The 14,547-nt window shown below is 54.8% G+C and carries 11 protein-coding genes and 6 tRNA genes; 11 read left to right on the top strand and 6 right to left on the bottom strand.

The genetic code is table 11. The features are described 5' to 3' along the window. Window positions 1–224: 224 nt before the first annotated feature. On the top strand, window positions 225–1,895 hold the full coding sequence (locus ABIB18_RS22080; protein ID WP_069728744.1) for a sensor histidine kinase: 1,671 nt from the start codon (window positions 225–227) through the stop codon (window positions 1,893–1,895). Next, on the top strand, window positions 1,892–2,620 hold the full coding sequence (locus ABIB18_RS22075; RefSeq protein ID WP_354475743.1) for a LytR/AlgR family response regulator transcription factor: 729 nt from the start codon (window positions 1,892–1,894) through the stop codon (window positions 2,618–2,620). Before ABIB18_RS22080 ends, ABIB18_RS22075 begins: the two co-directional genes overlap by 4 nt. Before the next feature lie 91 nt (window positions 2,621–2,711). Here ABIB18_RS22075 and glk read toward each other — a convergent pair whose 3' ends face one another. Both glk and ABIB18_RS22065 read right to left on the bottom strand, forming a co-directional pair. Then, window positions 2,712–3,677 (bottom strand): glucokinase, encoded by a 966-nt coding sequence (gene glk, locus ABIB18_RS22070; RefSeq protein ID WP_354475741.1) that lies wholly within the window; start codon window positions 3,675–3,677, stop codon window positions 2,712–2,714. 159 nt (window positions 3,678–3,836) lie between these two features. After that, the gene (locus tag ABIB18_RS22065) at window positions 3,837–5,489 is read right to left on the bottom strand and encodes a thiamine pyrophosphate-binding protein (RefSeq protein ID WP_354475739.1); all 1,653 of its coding nucleotides are present in this window, start codon (window positions 5,487–5,489) and stop codon (window positions 3,837–3,839) included. 219 nt (window positions 5,490–5,708) lie between these two features. Here ABIB18_RS22065 and mgrA point away from each other — a divergent pair, with 219 nt between their 5' ends. Continuing rightward, window positions 5,709–6,698 (top strand): L-glyceraldehyde 3-phosphate reductase, encoded by a 990-nt coding sequence (gene mgrA / locus ABIB18_RS22060; RefSeq protein ID WP_031375873.1) that lies wholly within the window; start codon window positions 5,709–5,711, stop codon window positions 6,696–6,698. A gap of 171 nt (window positions 6,699–6,869) precedes the next feature. Then, entirely contained in the window at window positions 6,870–7,241 is a 372-nt protein-coding gene (locus ABIB18_RS22055; protein ID WP_031375872.1) for a DUF2502 domain-containing protein, read from the top strand. A 46-nt stretch (window positions 7,242–7,287) separates the two neighbouring features. Here the strand turns inward: ABIB18_RS22055 and ABIB18_RS22050 are convergent, their stop codons facing one another. Next, on the bottom strand, window positions 7,288–8,529 hold the full coding sequence (locus ABIB18_RS22050) for an Nramp family divalent metal transporter (RefSeq protein WP_089561698.1): 1,242 nt from the start codon (window positions 8,527–8,529) through the stop codon (window positions 7,288–7,290). Window positions 8,530–8,899: 370 nt separating this feature from the next. Here ABIB18_RS22050 and ABIB18_RS22045 point away from each other — a divergent pair, with 370 nt between their 5' ends. After that, window positions 8,900–10,090, top strand: coding sequence for a NupC/NupG family nucleoside CNT transporter (locus ABIB18_RS22045; protein WP_031375870.1), 1,191 nt, complete (start codon window positions 8,900–8,902; stop codon window positions 10,088–10,090). Window positions 10,091–10,440: 350 nt separating this feature from the next. On the opposite strand, the gene ABIB18_RS22040 is transcribed toward ABIB18_RS22045, so the two are convergent. Beyond that, a tRNA-Ala gene (locus ABIB18_RS22040) sits at window positions 10,441–10,516 on the bottom strand. 44 nt (window positions 10,517–10,560) lie between these two features. Beyond that, window positions 10,561–10,636: transfer RNA gene (locus ABIB18_RS22035), tRNA-Ala, on the bottom strand. A 355-nt stretch (window positions 10,637–10,991) separates the two neighbouring features. Here ABIB18_RS22035 and ABIB18_RS22030 point away from each other — a divergent pair. Beyond that, window positions 10,992–11,780 (top strand): formate/nitrite transporter family protein, encoded by a 789-nt coding sequence (locus ABIB18_RS22030; protein ID WP_354475736.1) that lies wholly within the window; start codon window positions 10,992–10,994, stop codon window positions 11,778–11,780. 112 nt (window positions 11,781–11,892) lie between these two features. Continuing rightward, on the top strand, window positions 11,893–12,246 hold the full coding sequence (locus ABIB18_RS22025) for a YfeC-like transcriptional regulator (protein WP_031375868.1): 354 nt from the start codon (window positions 11,893–11,895) through the stop codon (window positions 12,244–12,246). A 37-nt stretch (window positions 12,247–12,283) separates the two neighbouring features. Here the strand turns inward: ABIB18_RS22025 and gltX are convergent, their stop codons facing one another. After that, window positions 12,284–13,699, bottom strand: coding sequence for a glutamate--tRNA ligase (gltX, locus tag ABIB18_RS22020; RefSeq protein ID WP_089561696.1), 1,416 nt, complete (start codon window positions 13,697–13,699; stop codon window positions 12,284–12,286). 269 nt (window positions 13,700–13,968) lie between these two features. Between gltX and ABIB18_RS22015 the strand changes: the two genes are divergently transcribed. The 4 genes from ABIB18_RS22015 to ABIB18_RS22000 all read left to right on the top strand — a co-directional run bounded on the left by ABIB18_RS22015 (window position 13,969) and on the right by ABIB18_RS22000 (window position 14,355). Continuing rightward, window positions 13,969–14,044: transfer RNA gene (locus ABIB18_RS22015), tRNA-Val, on the top strand. Window positions 14,045–14,084: 40 nt separating this feature from the next. Further along, window positions 14,085–14,160, top strand: a tRNA-Val gene (locus ABIB18_RS22010). Window positions 14,161–14,199: 39 nt separating this feature from the next. Continuing rightward, window positions 14,200–14,275, top strand: a tRNA-Val gene (locus tag ABIB18_RS22005). Window positions 14,276–14,279: 4 nt separating this feature from the next. After that, window positions 14,280–14,355: transfer RNA gene (locus ABIB18_RS22000), tRNA-Lys, on the top strand. Window positions 14,356–14,547 lie beyond the last annotated feature (192 nt).

Genomic DNA, 14,547 nt, shown 5'->3' with positions numbered 1-14,547 from the left:
GCAACATAGCAAACTGCCCCGCTGGCGACCAGTCCCGGCAGCCTGGAAAATGTTCCCCTTTATAGCACTCAGGCTTTCCCCTTTTCTTTATTTGATCACCATCATTGATCTGAAACATAAACCGGCATGGCGGATCGCCAGGATGCTAGCGGATCGCGATCACATTTTTTATCATAGGCCCACATTCCTTTGCCGATGAGTCGCCTGTGTCCTCCCACTTCACGATGTTACTGGCAGTGTTTGATCGCGCCGCATTGATGCTGATCTGTCTTTTTTTCCTGACGCGTACCCGTCTGTTTCGCCAGCTGCTGCAAAAAGATGAACACACCCTTTATGAGAAAGCGGTCGTAACCGCCATCTTTTCACTGTTTGCCCTGTTCAGCACCTGGTCCGGCGTGGAGGTTGATGGTTCTTTGCTGAATGTACGGGTGATTGCAGTTATGGCGGGCGGCATTCTGTTCGGGCCGTGGGTCGGTATCGCCACCGGCGTGATTGCCGGTCTCCACCGCTTTTTGATTGATATTCACGGCGTCACCTCGGTGCCGTGTCTGATCACCAGCATCATTGCCGGTCTTGTGGCGGGCGGCATTAACCGGCGGGTGCTGAAAGAGCATCGCTGGCGGGTGGGCATCATCGCCGGCATGCTGTGTGAAAGCCTGACCATGCTGCTGATTATCCTCTGGGCGCGCCCGACCTCACTCGGGCTGGCAATCGTATCGGAAATTGCGCTGCCGATGATCCTCGGTGCCTCCAGCATCGGCCTGATTGTGCTGCTGGTGCAGAGCGTAGAAGGCGAAAAAGAGGCGATTGCTGCCCGTCAGGCCAAGCTGGCGCTGGAAATTGCCAATAAAACCCTGCCGCTGTTCCGTCAGGTCAACAGCGATTCGCTGCGCAATATCTGTGACATTATCCGGCGCGAAATCAAAGCCGACGCGGTGGCGATGACCAATAAAAAACAGATCCTCGCCTACGTGGGTTATGGCGAACAGAACTATCAGCATGGCGATGATGACATCAGCCCGACCACCGCCCAGGCACTGGCCAGCGGTAAAATCATCATCAGAAACAATGATGAAGCGCACCGGACCAAAGATATTCACTCGATGATCGTCATTCCGCTGTGGGAAAAAGGCCAGGTAACCGGCACGCTGAAGATCTACTACCGCCGGGCGCACCGCATAACCGGTTCGCTAAAAGAGATGGCGATTGGGCTGTCACAGATTATCTCCACCCAGCTTGAAGTCTCCCGCGCCGAGCAACTGCGCGAGATGGCCAATAAAGCGGAACTGCGCGCGCTGCAAAGTAAAATAAATCCTCATTTCCTGTTTAATGCGCTGAATGCGATCTCCTCCTCCATCCGCCTCAATCCCGATACCGCCCGCCAGCTGGTGATCAATCTGTCGCGTTATCTGCGCTACAACCTGGAGCTAAATGATGATGAGCTGATCGACATCCGCAAAGAGCTGTGGCAGGTGAAAGATTACATCGCCATTGAGCAGGCGCGTTTTGGCGATAAGCTGACGATGATTTATGACGTCGATGAAGATCTGCACTTTTTACTGCCCAGCCTGCTGATTCAGCCGCTGGTGGAGAACGCCATTGTGCACGGTATCCAGCCCTGTAAGGGCAAAGGCGTGGTGACGTTAAGCGTGCGGGATCTGGGCGATCGGGTGCGGATCGCGGTGCGCGATACCGGCCAGGGGATCAGCGATGAGGTGATGGCACGCGTTGCCCGCAACGAGATGCCCGGCAATAAGATCGGCCTGCTGAATGTGCATCATCGGGTCAAACTGTTATCGGGCCAGGGATTGTCTATCGTACGCCATCAGCCCGGCACCGAGATTGCGTTCATGCTGAGTAAAAACGGCCAGCGACTGGCGGAGAATCTGTTATGAAAGCGATTATTGTCGAAGACGAGTTTTTAGCCCAGCAGGAGCTGAGCTGGATGATTCAGCAGCACAGCACTATCCAGATTGAAGCCTGCTTTGATGACGGTCTCGACGTGCTGAAATATCTGCAGCAGCATCGGGTCGACGTGATTTTCCTCGACATCAATATTCCCTCGCTGGATGGCATGCTGCTGGCACAGAATATTAATCAGTTTGCCCACAAACCGTTGATTGTGTTCATTACCGCGTGGAAAGAGCATGCGGTCGAGGCGTTTGAACTGGAGGCGTTCGACTATATTCTCAAGCCTTACCATGAGTCACGCATTGTTTCCATGCTCAACAAGCTTGAAGCCACCGCCCAGAGCCAGCAGGCCATCAGCAATCCTGCCGTTGCAGCAGCACCGCAGACGGTAAATTTGCTGAAAGATGAACGCATCATCGTCACCGACGTGAATGATATTTACTACGTGGAGGCCCACGAGAAGCTGACGTTTGTCTATACCCGACGTGAAGCCTATGTGATGTCGATGAATATCAGCGAGTTCTGTTCACGCCTGCCGGAACAGCTGTTCTTCCGCTGCCATCGCTCTTACTGCGTTAATCTGAATAAGATTCGCGAAATCGAACCGTGGTTCAACAACACCTACCTGCTGAAACTGCGCGATCTGGACTTTCAGGTGCCGGTCAGCCGCAGCAAAGTGAAGCTGTTTCGTCAGCTGATGCGTTTGTAATTACCGACAGGGGATGGCAGAAACCCACTTCCCGACCGATCTGCCTGATCGGCAGCCTGGTCGGGAAGCGGTATAGCGGATGAGGTGCAAATCAGATTTCGCGGCCCAGCGTCTGACGCAGATGCGCACCGGCACCCAGCAGGCCAGGCTGATCGTGGGTGATCATATAAACCGGGATGCTGGCAACATAATCGCGGAAACGGCCTTTATCTTCAAACGCAGCACGGAAACCCGAGGCTTTAAAGAATTCCAGGAAGCGTGGCACGATGCCACCCGCAATATAAACGCCACCAAAGGTGCCGAGGTTCAGCGCCAGGTTGCCGCCGAAGCGTCCCATGATGACGCAGAACAGCGAAAGTGCACGACGGCAATCGGTGCAGCTGTCATCCAGCGCCCGTTCACTGACATCTTTCGGCTTCAGGTTTTCCGGCACGCGATTATCCACTTTAACGATGGCGCGATAGAGGTTAACCAGCCCGGCACCGGAGAGCACGCGTTCTGCGGAGACATGGCCCAGCTCTTCGCGCAGCACTTCCAGAATCTGATCTTCTTCTTCGCTGTTGGCGGCGAAGTCGACGTGACCGCCCTCGCCCGGCAGGCTCACCCAGCGCTTATCGACGTGAACCAGATGGCTGACGCCCAGCCCGGTACCGGCGCCGTAAATAGCGATAGGTTTATCTTTAACCGGCTCGCCGCCGCCGAACTGAATAACGTTATCGGCAGTCAGCATCGGGATCGCCATCGAAACCGCGGTGAAGTCGTTAATGATTTCCAGGTGTTCAAAACCGATGTTCTCTTTCAGCTTGCGCGTCGAAAACGCCCAATCGTGGTTGGTCATTTCAACCCAGTCATCGGTAATCGGGCAGGCAATGGCAATACAGCCATCTTTAATATCCTGCTGTTGTTCATCAAGATAATGGCGGATGAGGGCTTCGAGGCTGTCGTACTCTGATGTTGAGAATGTTTTGGCCTGGGAGATGCTGCCGCTTTCCACCTCACACAGGGCGAGGCGGGCGTTGGTGCCGCCGACATCGCCGACCAAGGCATAGGTTGTCATTCTTCTGTTGCTCCGCTTGGGGTCTTAAAGAGTTGGAGGACACTATAAAATCCTGCCCATAAAACAACAACGCTCACCGGTGCGATTGGTGAGCGTCTACTCAGGTGCGCTACAGCCTAACCGCGATAGCCTGACCTGCACAGCGGCAACTATCTGAATCTATCCACCGTTGCGTTGATTCAGGCAGGCAGTGACTTTTCGCAGCAGCGGAGGCAAGTCCTCTTTCTGCATCACCACCTCAACCAGCGTCAGACGTTGAGGTTGAGAAAGTCGCGCCATCACTTCCTGTAACTGGACCGTTTCACTGATGCGCCAGCTCTGTGCCTGGCCGTGCAGGCTAAGGGCTTGCGGCAACGCCGTCCAGTTCCACTGGGCGATATCATTGTAACGTTGTGTTGCGCCGTGAATGGCCCGCTCAACCGTATATCCTTCATTATTCAGCAGAAAGATGATTGGCTGCTGCTGGTCGCGCAACATTGACCCCAGTTCCTGGATGGTTAGCTGTGCCGAACCGTCGCCAATAATCAGGATTACCCGGCGAGCGGGATCGGCGGTCTGCGCGCCAGACGCTGCCGGTAGAGTATAGCCGATCGATCCCCATAATGGCTGAACCAGTAGCTGCGCCTGTGTCGGCAAGCGCAATGCTGCCGCACCAAAGGCCGCGGTGCCCTGCTCAGCCAGAATAATATCGCCTGGCTGCAGAAATTCCTGCATCGCCTGCCAGAAAGCCTGCTGGCTGATGGTCGCCGCCGCCTCAACCGGCGCGGCGGCGGTCGCTTGCGGCCCGAGCTGCCATTGCTGACCATAGCGGGCAAATAATCCATCAAGTTCGCTGAGCGCGTCAGTCATCGATAGCGGTGAAAACGTTTCCCCGGCCACAGTGGCGCAGTGTGACTGCAGATCAATCAGACGTTCAGCAGCAAACTGTTGGGTAAAGCCGGCAGTAATGGTGTCGGTAAAGCGTACGCCCACGCAGAGGGTGACATCGACCTGTTCGATCTGCTCACGGACCTGGCCGGCGCTGCCCTCGCCCGCGTAGGTGCCGACAAATCCCGGTTGCTGTTCATCCAGCACCCCTTTGCCCATCAGTAAACTGGCGCAGGGGATTGCACGATGCTGGCGCAGCGCGGCCAGTGCCGGTTGCTGCTGCCAGCGCAATGCCAGAAAGTCCGCCAGTAACGAAACCCGCGCTGCCGGTGCCAGCAACCGTTCGGCGGCCTGCCTGAAGGCTTCGCGCACCTGGTGTGATGAAGCGTGGATCAGGTTTAAGGGCTGTGTTGGTGGCTCAGCGTCACAGGCGGCTACGTCCACCGCCAGCGACAGATAGCCGGGCTGGCGCATCTGTAGCGCGCTGACAATCACCCGGTCGATCTCCGCGCTGGCATTTTCCGCGGTTAACAGCGCGGTTGCGGCACTCACCTCTTCGGCCATGCGGATGAAATGACGAAAATCACCATCACCCAGTGAATGATGCACGCAGTCACCCTGCTGCTGGGCCTGGGTCGCGGGTGCGCCGACAATGTGGATCACCGGCAGATGTTCGGCATAACTGCCGGCAATGCCGTTGATGGCACTCAGTTCGCCCACGCCAAACGTCGTCAGCAGCGCCGCTGCCCCGCGGCAGCGGGCATAACCGTCTGCGGCGTAGGCGGCATTCAGCTCGTTAGCACAGCCGACCCAATGGATTACCGGATGGTCGATAACCCGATCCAGAAATTGCAGATTGTAGTCACCCGGCACACCGAACAGATGCTGCACGCCAATCTCCTGCAGACGTGCCAACAGGTAGTCACCAACAGTAAAAGCGGACATAGCAGATTCCTTTTATAGGAGAGTCGGCTTAAGTATCTGACAGCCTGCAAAATTGGCGAGAAAAGAGTCGCAGGTGCCAGCCACAATGGCTGGCAAGCCGCCGTTACGGCGGCGGATTACTCTGTAAATATGCGATGTGCGGCGCGTTGTCACTGAGTGTAACCGTATACACTGCTATCCTTTTGGCACAAATCCCCGTTTTTGACCCAGGAGCGTTGAATGTCGTCTTTCCCCCGTCCCGATCGATATCAGCAGATGGAATACCGCCGTAGCGGCCGCAGTGGCATTAAACTTCCCGCAATCTCACTTGGCCTGTGGCATAACTTTGGTGACAACACCCGGGTGGATAACAGCCGCGCCCTGCTGCGTCATGCGTTTGACCACGGCATAACCCACTTCGACTTAGCCAATAACTACGGTCCGCCGCCGGGCTCGGCAGAAGAAAACTTTGGCCGTATTCTGCGCGAAGATTTTCGTGCTCATCGCGATGAACTGATTATCTCGACCAAAGCGGGCTACACCATGTGGGACGGTCCGTATGGTGACTGGGGATCGCGTAAATATCTGGTGGCCAGTCTCGATCAAAGCCTGAAGCGTATGGGGCTGGAGTATGTCGATATCTTTTATCATCACCGTCCGGATCCGGAGACGCCGCTGGAAGAGACTATGCGCGCACTGGATCAGGTGGTGCGTCAGGGTAAAGCGTTATACGCCGCCATTTCGAATTATCCGGCCGATCGCGCAGCCGAGGCGATTGCCATTCTGCGCGATCTCGGCACACCGTGTCTGATCCACCAGCCGCGCTATTCAATGTTCGAACGTACTCCGGAGCAGGGTCTGATTCAGACGCTGGGTGACGCGGGGGTCGGCTGTATCGCCTTTTCACCGCTGGCGGGCGGCGTGCTGACTGACCGCTATCTGCAAGGCATTCCGGAGGATTCACGGGTAGCAAGCGGCAGTAAATTCCTTAGCGAGAATCAGCTGACCGACGAGAAGATGGAAAAAGTCCGCAAGCTGAATGAGATTGCCCTGCAGCGTGGACAAAAACTGGCGCAGATGGCGCTGGCCTGGGTGTTGCGCGACGATCGGGTAACCTCAGTATTGATCGGGGCCAGCAAAACCGCCCAGATTGATGATGCAGTGGCGATGCTCGCCAGCCGTCAGTTTGATCAGGCAGAGTTAGCCGCAATTGAGGCTGCCCTGCAGTAACTTTTTTCGCCCGGCGCAGGCCGGGCATTTTCTGCGCCAGAATAGTCTCAATCCCCGTTTTCTCCCCAATTTCCTCACAATCTTCCGACACAATGATGCGGTAACAACAGCAATACGCAGGCATAATCGCTGCGCCGCAACAGCATCAGACTGTTGATGAGGAGAAAAAAAATGAAAAGAGCCGTTTTGTTTGCCGCCTTGCTGGCAATGTTATCACCGCTGGCAATACACACCGCACACGCGTCCAGTGCCTCCATAACGCTGGCTCCCGGCGTGACTTTGCAACTGGGTGACCGCGACCGTCGTGGCTACTACTGGGATGGCGGCCACTGGCGCGAACCGCGCTGGTGGAACGATCGCTATTCCTGGAATGAGCGCCGCTGGTGGCGTCATGAAGAGTGGCGGCGTCATCAGGAGTGGGAACGTGAACGCCGCTGGCACCAGCGTGATCGGGATCGCCGCTGGGAACATCAGTATCGTCGCGACCATCATGACCGTCACGATCACCATGGCCGCGACCATCATGGACACGATCACCATTAATGCAAAACGCCCGGCAAAACCGGGCGTTTCTCGTTGCCTGCCGCCGTTATAGTCCCAGCGCTTGTCCCACCAGCAGATAGATATTCAGCGTAATCACCAGCGCCACAATGACCCAGCCGGTCAGCTGCATCAGGCGAGAATTCACCATCTCATCGCCCATCAGTTCACGGTTGCCGGTGAACGCCAGCAGCGGAATTAATGCCAGCGCAATACCAAAGCTGAGCAGCACCTGACTCATCACCAGAATACGGGTCGGATCCCAGCCTGCCCAGATGACAATAAAGGAGGGCAGCATGGTCACCGTGCGGCGCACCCAGAGCGGGATATGGAAACGGATAAAGCCCTGCATCACCACCTGTCCCGCCAGCGTACCGACCACCGTCGACGATAAACCGGCGGCCACCAGGCTCAGACCAAACACGATGGCAGCGGCTTCGCCCAGTAACGGTTGCAGCGTCAGGTAGGCCTGATCGAGTTCGGCAATTTTACTGTGTCCACTAAAGTGGAAGGCCGCGGCTGCGGTTGCCATCATCGCCAGGTTAACGAATCCGGCGATGGTCATCGCAATCGCCACGTCCAGTTTGGTCGACGAGTAACGCTGACCTTTGCTGTCGCTGCTTTTGCCCTGGGTCAGTGCGGAGTGCAGATAGATCACGTGCGGCATAATGGTCGCGCCCAGCACCCCGGCGGCGAGGAACACCGCATCTGAGGTCGGCAAAGAGGGCAGCGCCATGCCGATCACCAGTTCACTGACCTTGGGCTGGGAGAAGAACAGCTCAACGATATAGGCGGCGGCGACAAACAGCAGCAGCCCGCCAATCACCAGCTCCAGCGGCTTTTGCCCGCGACTCTGTAACATCAGGATCAGGAAGGTAGCGATGCCGGTCAGCACCGCGCCCTGCATCAACGAGATGCCCAGCAGCAATTTGAAGCCCAGCGCCGCGCCGATAAATTCCGCCAGATCGGTGGCCATGGCGATAATTTCCGCCTGCACCCAATAGAACCACACCGCCGGCCGGGGGAAGCGGTCACGAATATGTTCAGCGAGGTTTTTGCCGGTGGCGATACCCAGTTTGGCCGACATCAGCTGGATCAGCATCGCCATGATGTTGGCCCACACCACCACCCACAGCAATTTATAGCCGTACGCCGCGCCCGCCTGAATATTTGTCGCAAAGTTGCCCGGATCGATATAGCCGATAGCGGCAATAAACGCGGGTCCCAACAGTGCGAGTTTGACTTTTCTTACTCCGCGAGCGGCGCGCTCGGCGGTACGACTTTCAAACATATACGGTACCCTGTCTGAACATGTGCCTACCCCGGCAAGCTTAGGAGGAAGCGGTTGCAAGTGAAATTCGGTTATTGTTATTGATGAAATAGATGCTGCTATAAAGTATAGCCATTGCTATATCTTACAGTAAAGGAAGTGAGTGCTAAAAATGTGAGCAACGATGTCACTCTACGCCCGGTGCAAAATATAGACAATAAATTTGTGGTTATCTACTGTGAACGTTTTGTAAACGAGACGTGATCGCTGAGAGTTTTCTGGAAAATAAGGTGATAGCGAATACTTATATTGTGGTTCAGATCTCGTTTTTAAGTAACGCGTTACATAGAATACGCAGCAAAATACAACCCTCCTCAAATTTGGAGCAACCATGTCCCATATTTTGCAGTTTCTTTTAGCACTGGTGGTGGTCGGCGTGTTGGCCTTGCTGGTCAGTCACGACCGAAAAAGTATTCGCATTCGCTACATTATACAGCTTCTGGTGATTGAAATTGTGCTCGCCTGGTTCTTCCTGAACTCCGAAGCGGGACTCGGATTCGTCAAAGGCTTTGCCGGCGTGTTTGACCATCTGCTGAAATATGCGGCTGAGGGTACCAACTTCGTCTTCGGCAATATGAATGATAAAGGCCTCGCCTTCTTCTTCCTCAACGTACTGTGCCCGATCGTCTTTATCTCTGCGCTGATCGGTATCCTGCAGCACTTCCGCATTCTGCCGTGGGTTATCCGTGGCATCGGCACCGTGCTGTCAAAAGTGAATGGCATGGGCAAGCTGGAATCGTTTAACGCCGTGAGTTCTCTGATACTGGGACAGTCAGAAAACTTCATTGCCTATAAAGATATCCTCGGCCAGATGTCACAGCGCCGGATGTACACCATGGCGGCCACCGCGATGTCGACCGTTTCGATGTCGATTGTCGGCGCTTACATGACTATGCTGCAGCCTAAATATGTGGTCGCGGCGCTGGTACTGAACATGTTCAGCACCTTTATCGTGCTGTCACTGATCAACCCTTACCGCGTCGACAGCGAAGAAGATCTGCAACTGCAGGATCTGCATAAAGGCCAGAGCTTCTTTGAAATGCTGGGCGAGTATATCCTGGCCGGTTTCCGTGTTGCCATCATTGTGGCCGCGATGCTGATCGGTTTTATCGCGCTGATTTCCGGCCTGAATGCACTGTTTGACGTGATTTTCGGTATCACCTTCCAGGGCGTGCTGGGTTATGTCTTCTATCCGTTTGCCTGGGTGATGGGCGTGCCGGCAGGTGAAGCGTTACAGGTTGGCAGTATTATGGCCACCAAGCTGGTGTCGAATGAGTTCGTTGCGATGATGGATCTGCAGAAACTCGCCGGTCAGCTGTCACCGCACGCCGAAGGCATCCTGTCGGTGTTCCTGGTTTCGTTCGCTAACTTCTCTTCTATCGGTATTGTGGCAGGCGCTATCAAAGGTCTGAACGAAGAGCAAGGCAACGTCGTTTCCCGCTTTGGTCTGAAACTGCTGTACGGCTCAACCCTGGTCAGCGTGCTTTCAGCCGCGATTGCCGGTCTGGTGCTGGCGTTCTGATTTAAAAGGGCGAGCAGGTCTCGCCCTTCTCTTCTGTCTCTTTGCCCTTTCTGCTTCATCCCTCTTCTGCTTCCTGTCATCACGGCTCAGCAACATGCTGACGCTGCGCATCACCGATCGCTAAGCACAGCGCAATCATCTCAACAGCGTGCCGGGGGCAGAATAGTCGTCTGGCAGACAAAGAATGGCGGTATCGCCGCACAGCAGCGTTCTGAGCGTGATAGCAGGTGGCTACAACAGAAGGTTCAGATACAGGCCGATCGGGTGATAAACGGCAGAAATCACGCATTCGCGCGGTTAAGCGAGAAGTCACAATCAGAAAGGCGAGTTTGACAGAAATTGTCAGAAAATGGTGGAGATAAGCGGGATCGAACCGCTGACCTCTTGCATGCCATGCAAGCGCTCTCCCAGCTGAGCTATACCCCCACATCTGGAATCGTTTTTCAGTGCCAAACTTTTGGGAAGAAGTTTGGTGGAGCTAAGCGGGATCGAACCGCTGACCTCCTGCATGCCATGCAGGCGCTCTCCCAGCTGAGCTATAGCCCCGAACCGAAAAACTGTCGTGTTAAGCGACGGACGGCATAATATGAAACCCCCTCCAGAGTGTCAACGGCAAAATCACATTCTGCGTCTGATCGCTGAAAAAGGCGGCAACCTGAGCGGTTTCAGCAGCATGGCAACCTCAGAAAAGCGGCTGTAAAAGCCTGAGCGGTTTTTTCTGTTATTCAGACTGCGGCCAGGTTAAATCACGGTTAAATATGTTATAGGAATTTTCTTGTCTTCGTCTTTTCCGCATGCAAAACTTAGCGCGCTAATTAAGTGGTCAGCGGGACCCTCTCCCGCCAGCCACGCGTCCACCAGGCGTTTACCGTCCCATTAATCAAAAAAATATTGAGAAACTATGTCGCTGCATACACCAAAAGAAATCGCCCAACTGGCGATCCAGGCGGGCGTGGCCAAAAGCCGTGCGCCGGTCAGCATTCTTCTGATCCTCGGCTTTATGGCAGGAGCCTTTATTGCCACCGGATTCCTGCTGGATCTGCACGTTATCAATTCCCTGCCTGCTGACTGGGGCTCATTCGGCGGCCTGTTGGGTGCGGCGGTCTTCCCGGTCGGATTAATTCTGACGGTTCTGGCGGGCGGAGAGCTGCTGACCGGCAATATGATGACCTTACCGGTGGCGTGGTTTGCCCGTCGTATCTCGTTTTTCAGCGTTGCGCGTAACTGGTTTTGGGTGACGCTGGCTAACTTCCTCGGCAGCGTGGCGGTGGCCTGGTTCTTTGGCCACATGCTGGGCATGACCGAAGGAGATTACCTGAAGAAGACTGTCGCCATCGCCTCAGCGAAAGTACACGCCGATTTCCTGCACGCTTTTATTTCCGGCGTAGGCTGTAACTGGCTGGTCTGTCTGGCGGTGTGGCTGGCGTTTGCCAGTAAAGATGTGGTGGGCAAAATTTTCGGCATGTGGTTCCCGGTCATGGCCTTCGTCGCTATCGGCTTCCAGCACGTAGTGGCCAATATGTTTATCATTCCGGCCGCCATCTTCGCCGGTCAGATGAGCTGGGCAGAATACTTCCCTAACTTTGTCGCGGTATTTTTAGGTAACGGCGTCGGCGGGGCAGTTTTCGTCGGTCTGGCCTACTTCCTCGCCTTCCGCCCGGCTGTTGAACCTGCCGGCAGCGTGCAATAAATGATTTCTTGCCTTTTGTCGAGTGGCAAAAGGCAATTTCACCTTCAGTTACTTTCACCCGTTACGTTTTGCTGTAATATGTAGTGCTAATGTATTTAACAGGGACAGCATTGTGAAAAAGGAATGGCTCACTCCCGAAGAGTTGGCAGCAGAAACGGGTTACAGTCGACAAACGGTGAACAAGTGGATCAAACGGGAAAACTGGACCACCACGCCAAAGCCCGGTGTACAAGGCGGTAAGGCTCGCCTGATCCATATTGATGAGCGTGTTAAAAATTTCATCCAGTCAACGCGCAACCTGAATGAACCCTCAGCGACCTACGGTACAGCCCCTCATTCATTGCCTGCGTTATTAATTAGTTCCGTGCAGCAAATGAGTCAGGCCGAGCAGGATCAGTTCACGGCATTAATATTACGTGAAGGGATTAAAGGCGTATTGCAGCGGCTGGGGATTAATGAAGAGTAAAAAAAACCGGAAGCGTGCTGGCTTCCGGCAGATTTATTTAGGCCTGCGCTTCGCGCTCACTGATGAAGGCCAGCGCCTGATCGATGCGCGCGACGCTGCGGCTACGACCAATCGCTTCAACAGTCACGTCCAGACCGGGTGACTGACCGGCACCGGTCACCGCCACACGCAGCGGCATACCGACTTTGCCCATTCCGACTTCCAGCTCATCTGCAGTGCTCTGAATCGCCTGATGAACGTTTTCCGCAGTCCAGTCGCTGATTGCCGCCAGCTTATCACGCACCACTTCCAGCGGCTGACGCGCGACCGGACGAAGATGTTTCTTCGCAGCATCGGCGTCAAACTCATTAAAGTCTTCATAGAAATAACGGCAGGAAGCCGCCATCTCTTTCAGCGTCTTACAACGTTCCCCCAGCAGACCAACCAGCTTCGCCAGTTCCGGACCGGTACGGGTATCAATTTTTTGCTCTTCAATATGCCATTGCAGATGCGTCGCAACATATTCTGGCGGCAAGGCATTAATATAATGGTGATTCAGCCACTGCAATTTTTCGGTATTGAAGGCACTGGCAGACTTGCTGACCGCATCCAGCGTAAACAGCTCAGTCATCTCAGCAACGCTAAAGATCTCCTGATCGCCATGTGACCAGCCGAGGCGAACCAGGTAGTTCAGCAGCGCTTCCGGCAGATAACCATCATCACGATACTGCATAACGCCAACGGCACCGTGACGCTTGGACAGCTTCTTGCCATCATCGCCGAGGATCATCGACACATGGGCATAGACCGGCACCTGTGCGCCAATCGCTTTCAGAATGTTGATCTGGCGCGGGGTGTTGTTGATATGGTCTTCGCCACGAATGACGTGCGTAATACCCATATCCCAGTCATCAACCACTACGCAGAAGTTATAAGTCGGTGAGCCGTCGGTGCGGCGGATGATCAAATCATCCAGCTCCTGGTTGCTGAATTCAATCGGACCGCGGATCTGGTCATCAAAAATGACCGAGCCGTCCTGTGGGTTGCGAAAACGCACCACGCAAGGCTCATCCGCTGCGTGATGATCGTGGCTGTCACGGCAGCGACCGTCGTAACGTGGCTTTTCGCCATCCGCCATCTGCTGTTCACGCAGGGCTTCGAGACGTTCTTTCGAGCAGTAGCATTTATAGGCTGTGCCCGCCGCCAGCATTTCATCAATCACCGCGTTATAGCGATCGAAACGTTTAGTCTGGTAGTAAGGGCCTTCATTCCAGTCGAGGCTCAGCCAGTTCATGCCATCCATAATAGCTTCGATGGCTTCTGGCGTTGAGCGCTCCAGATCGGTGTCTTCAATACGCAGCACGAACTCGCCCTGATTGTGGCGGGCGAAGAGCCAGGAATAGAGTGCGGTACGGGCGCCGCCCACATGTAAATAGCCGGTAGGACTGGGCGCGAAGCGAGTTTTGATTTTCATTCAGTATTGCCTTAGATGCGCGGGTTCTCTGTCTGGATGACAAAAAACAGGTTAGACGCGAAATAGTGGCCACATTCTAGCATCTGGTGGTGAATCCTCAATGCGTGCCCGCTGGCTGCGCCCGAGGAAAAGGGCCTTTTCTGCCAGTAAAACCAGCACATTGGCTAAAAGCGCCACAGGATGTTTAAAAATAAACCGAACGCACATTTATGTTTTAAAAAGCGTTGACTCAAAATCAACTATCCCTATAATGCGACTCCACACAGCGGGGGTGATTAGCTCAGTTGGTAGAGCATCTCCCTTACAAGGAGGGGGTCGGCGGTTCGAACCCGTCATCACCCACCACTCTAACCCGGTGGCCCGCAGTGAACAGGTTATAAGATATGGGTGATTAGCTCAGTTGGTAGAGCATCTCCCTTACAAGGAGGGGGTCGGCGGTTCGAGCCCGTCATCACCCACCATATCTTAGTGTGATACAGACCTGTTAAGCAGTACGAAGTGGGTGATTAGCTCAGTTGGTAGAGCATCTCCCTTACAAGGAGGGGGTCGGCGGTTCGAACCCGTCATCACCCACCACTTCGGGTCGTTAGCTCAGTTGGTAGAGCAGTTGACTTTTAATCAATTGGTCGCAGGTTCGAATCCTGCACGACCCACCAATTCAGAAAAAAGCGCCTTAAAGGCGCTTTTTTCGTTTCTGCTGCACAGAGTTGAACGTGCCGGATGAGAACCTGCGCAGGTTCGACTGAAGCGCCGGGAGCGGTTCAGGCTGATGCGCCAGCATCACCCGCAGGGCGTGGCCCCGGATGGGCCGCGGCTTATCCTGCACGACCCACCCATTCAGAATAAAG

It is taken from the genome of Pantoea sp. UYEF8, assembly GCF_040546285.1.
GTDB classification, from domain to species: Bacteria; Pseudomonadota; Gammaproteobacteria; order Enterobacterales; family Enterobacteriaceae; genus Pantoea; species Pantoea brenneri.
The sequence above is the reverse complement of the archived record's forward strand: the minus strand, read 5'-3'. Positions and strand labels throughout refer to the sequence as shown.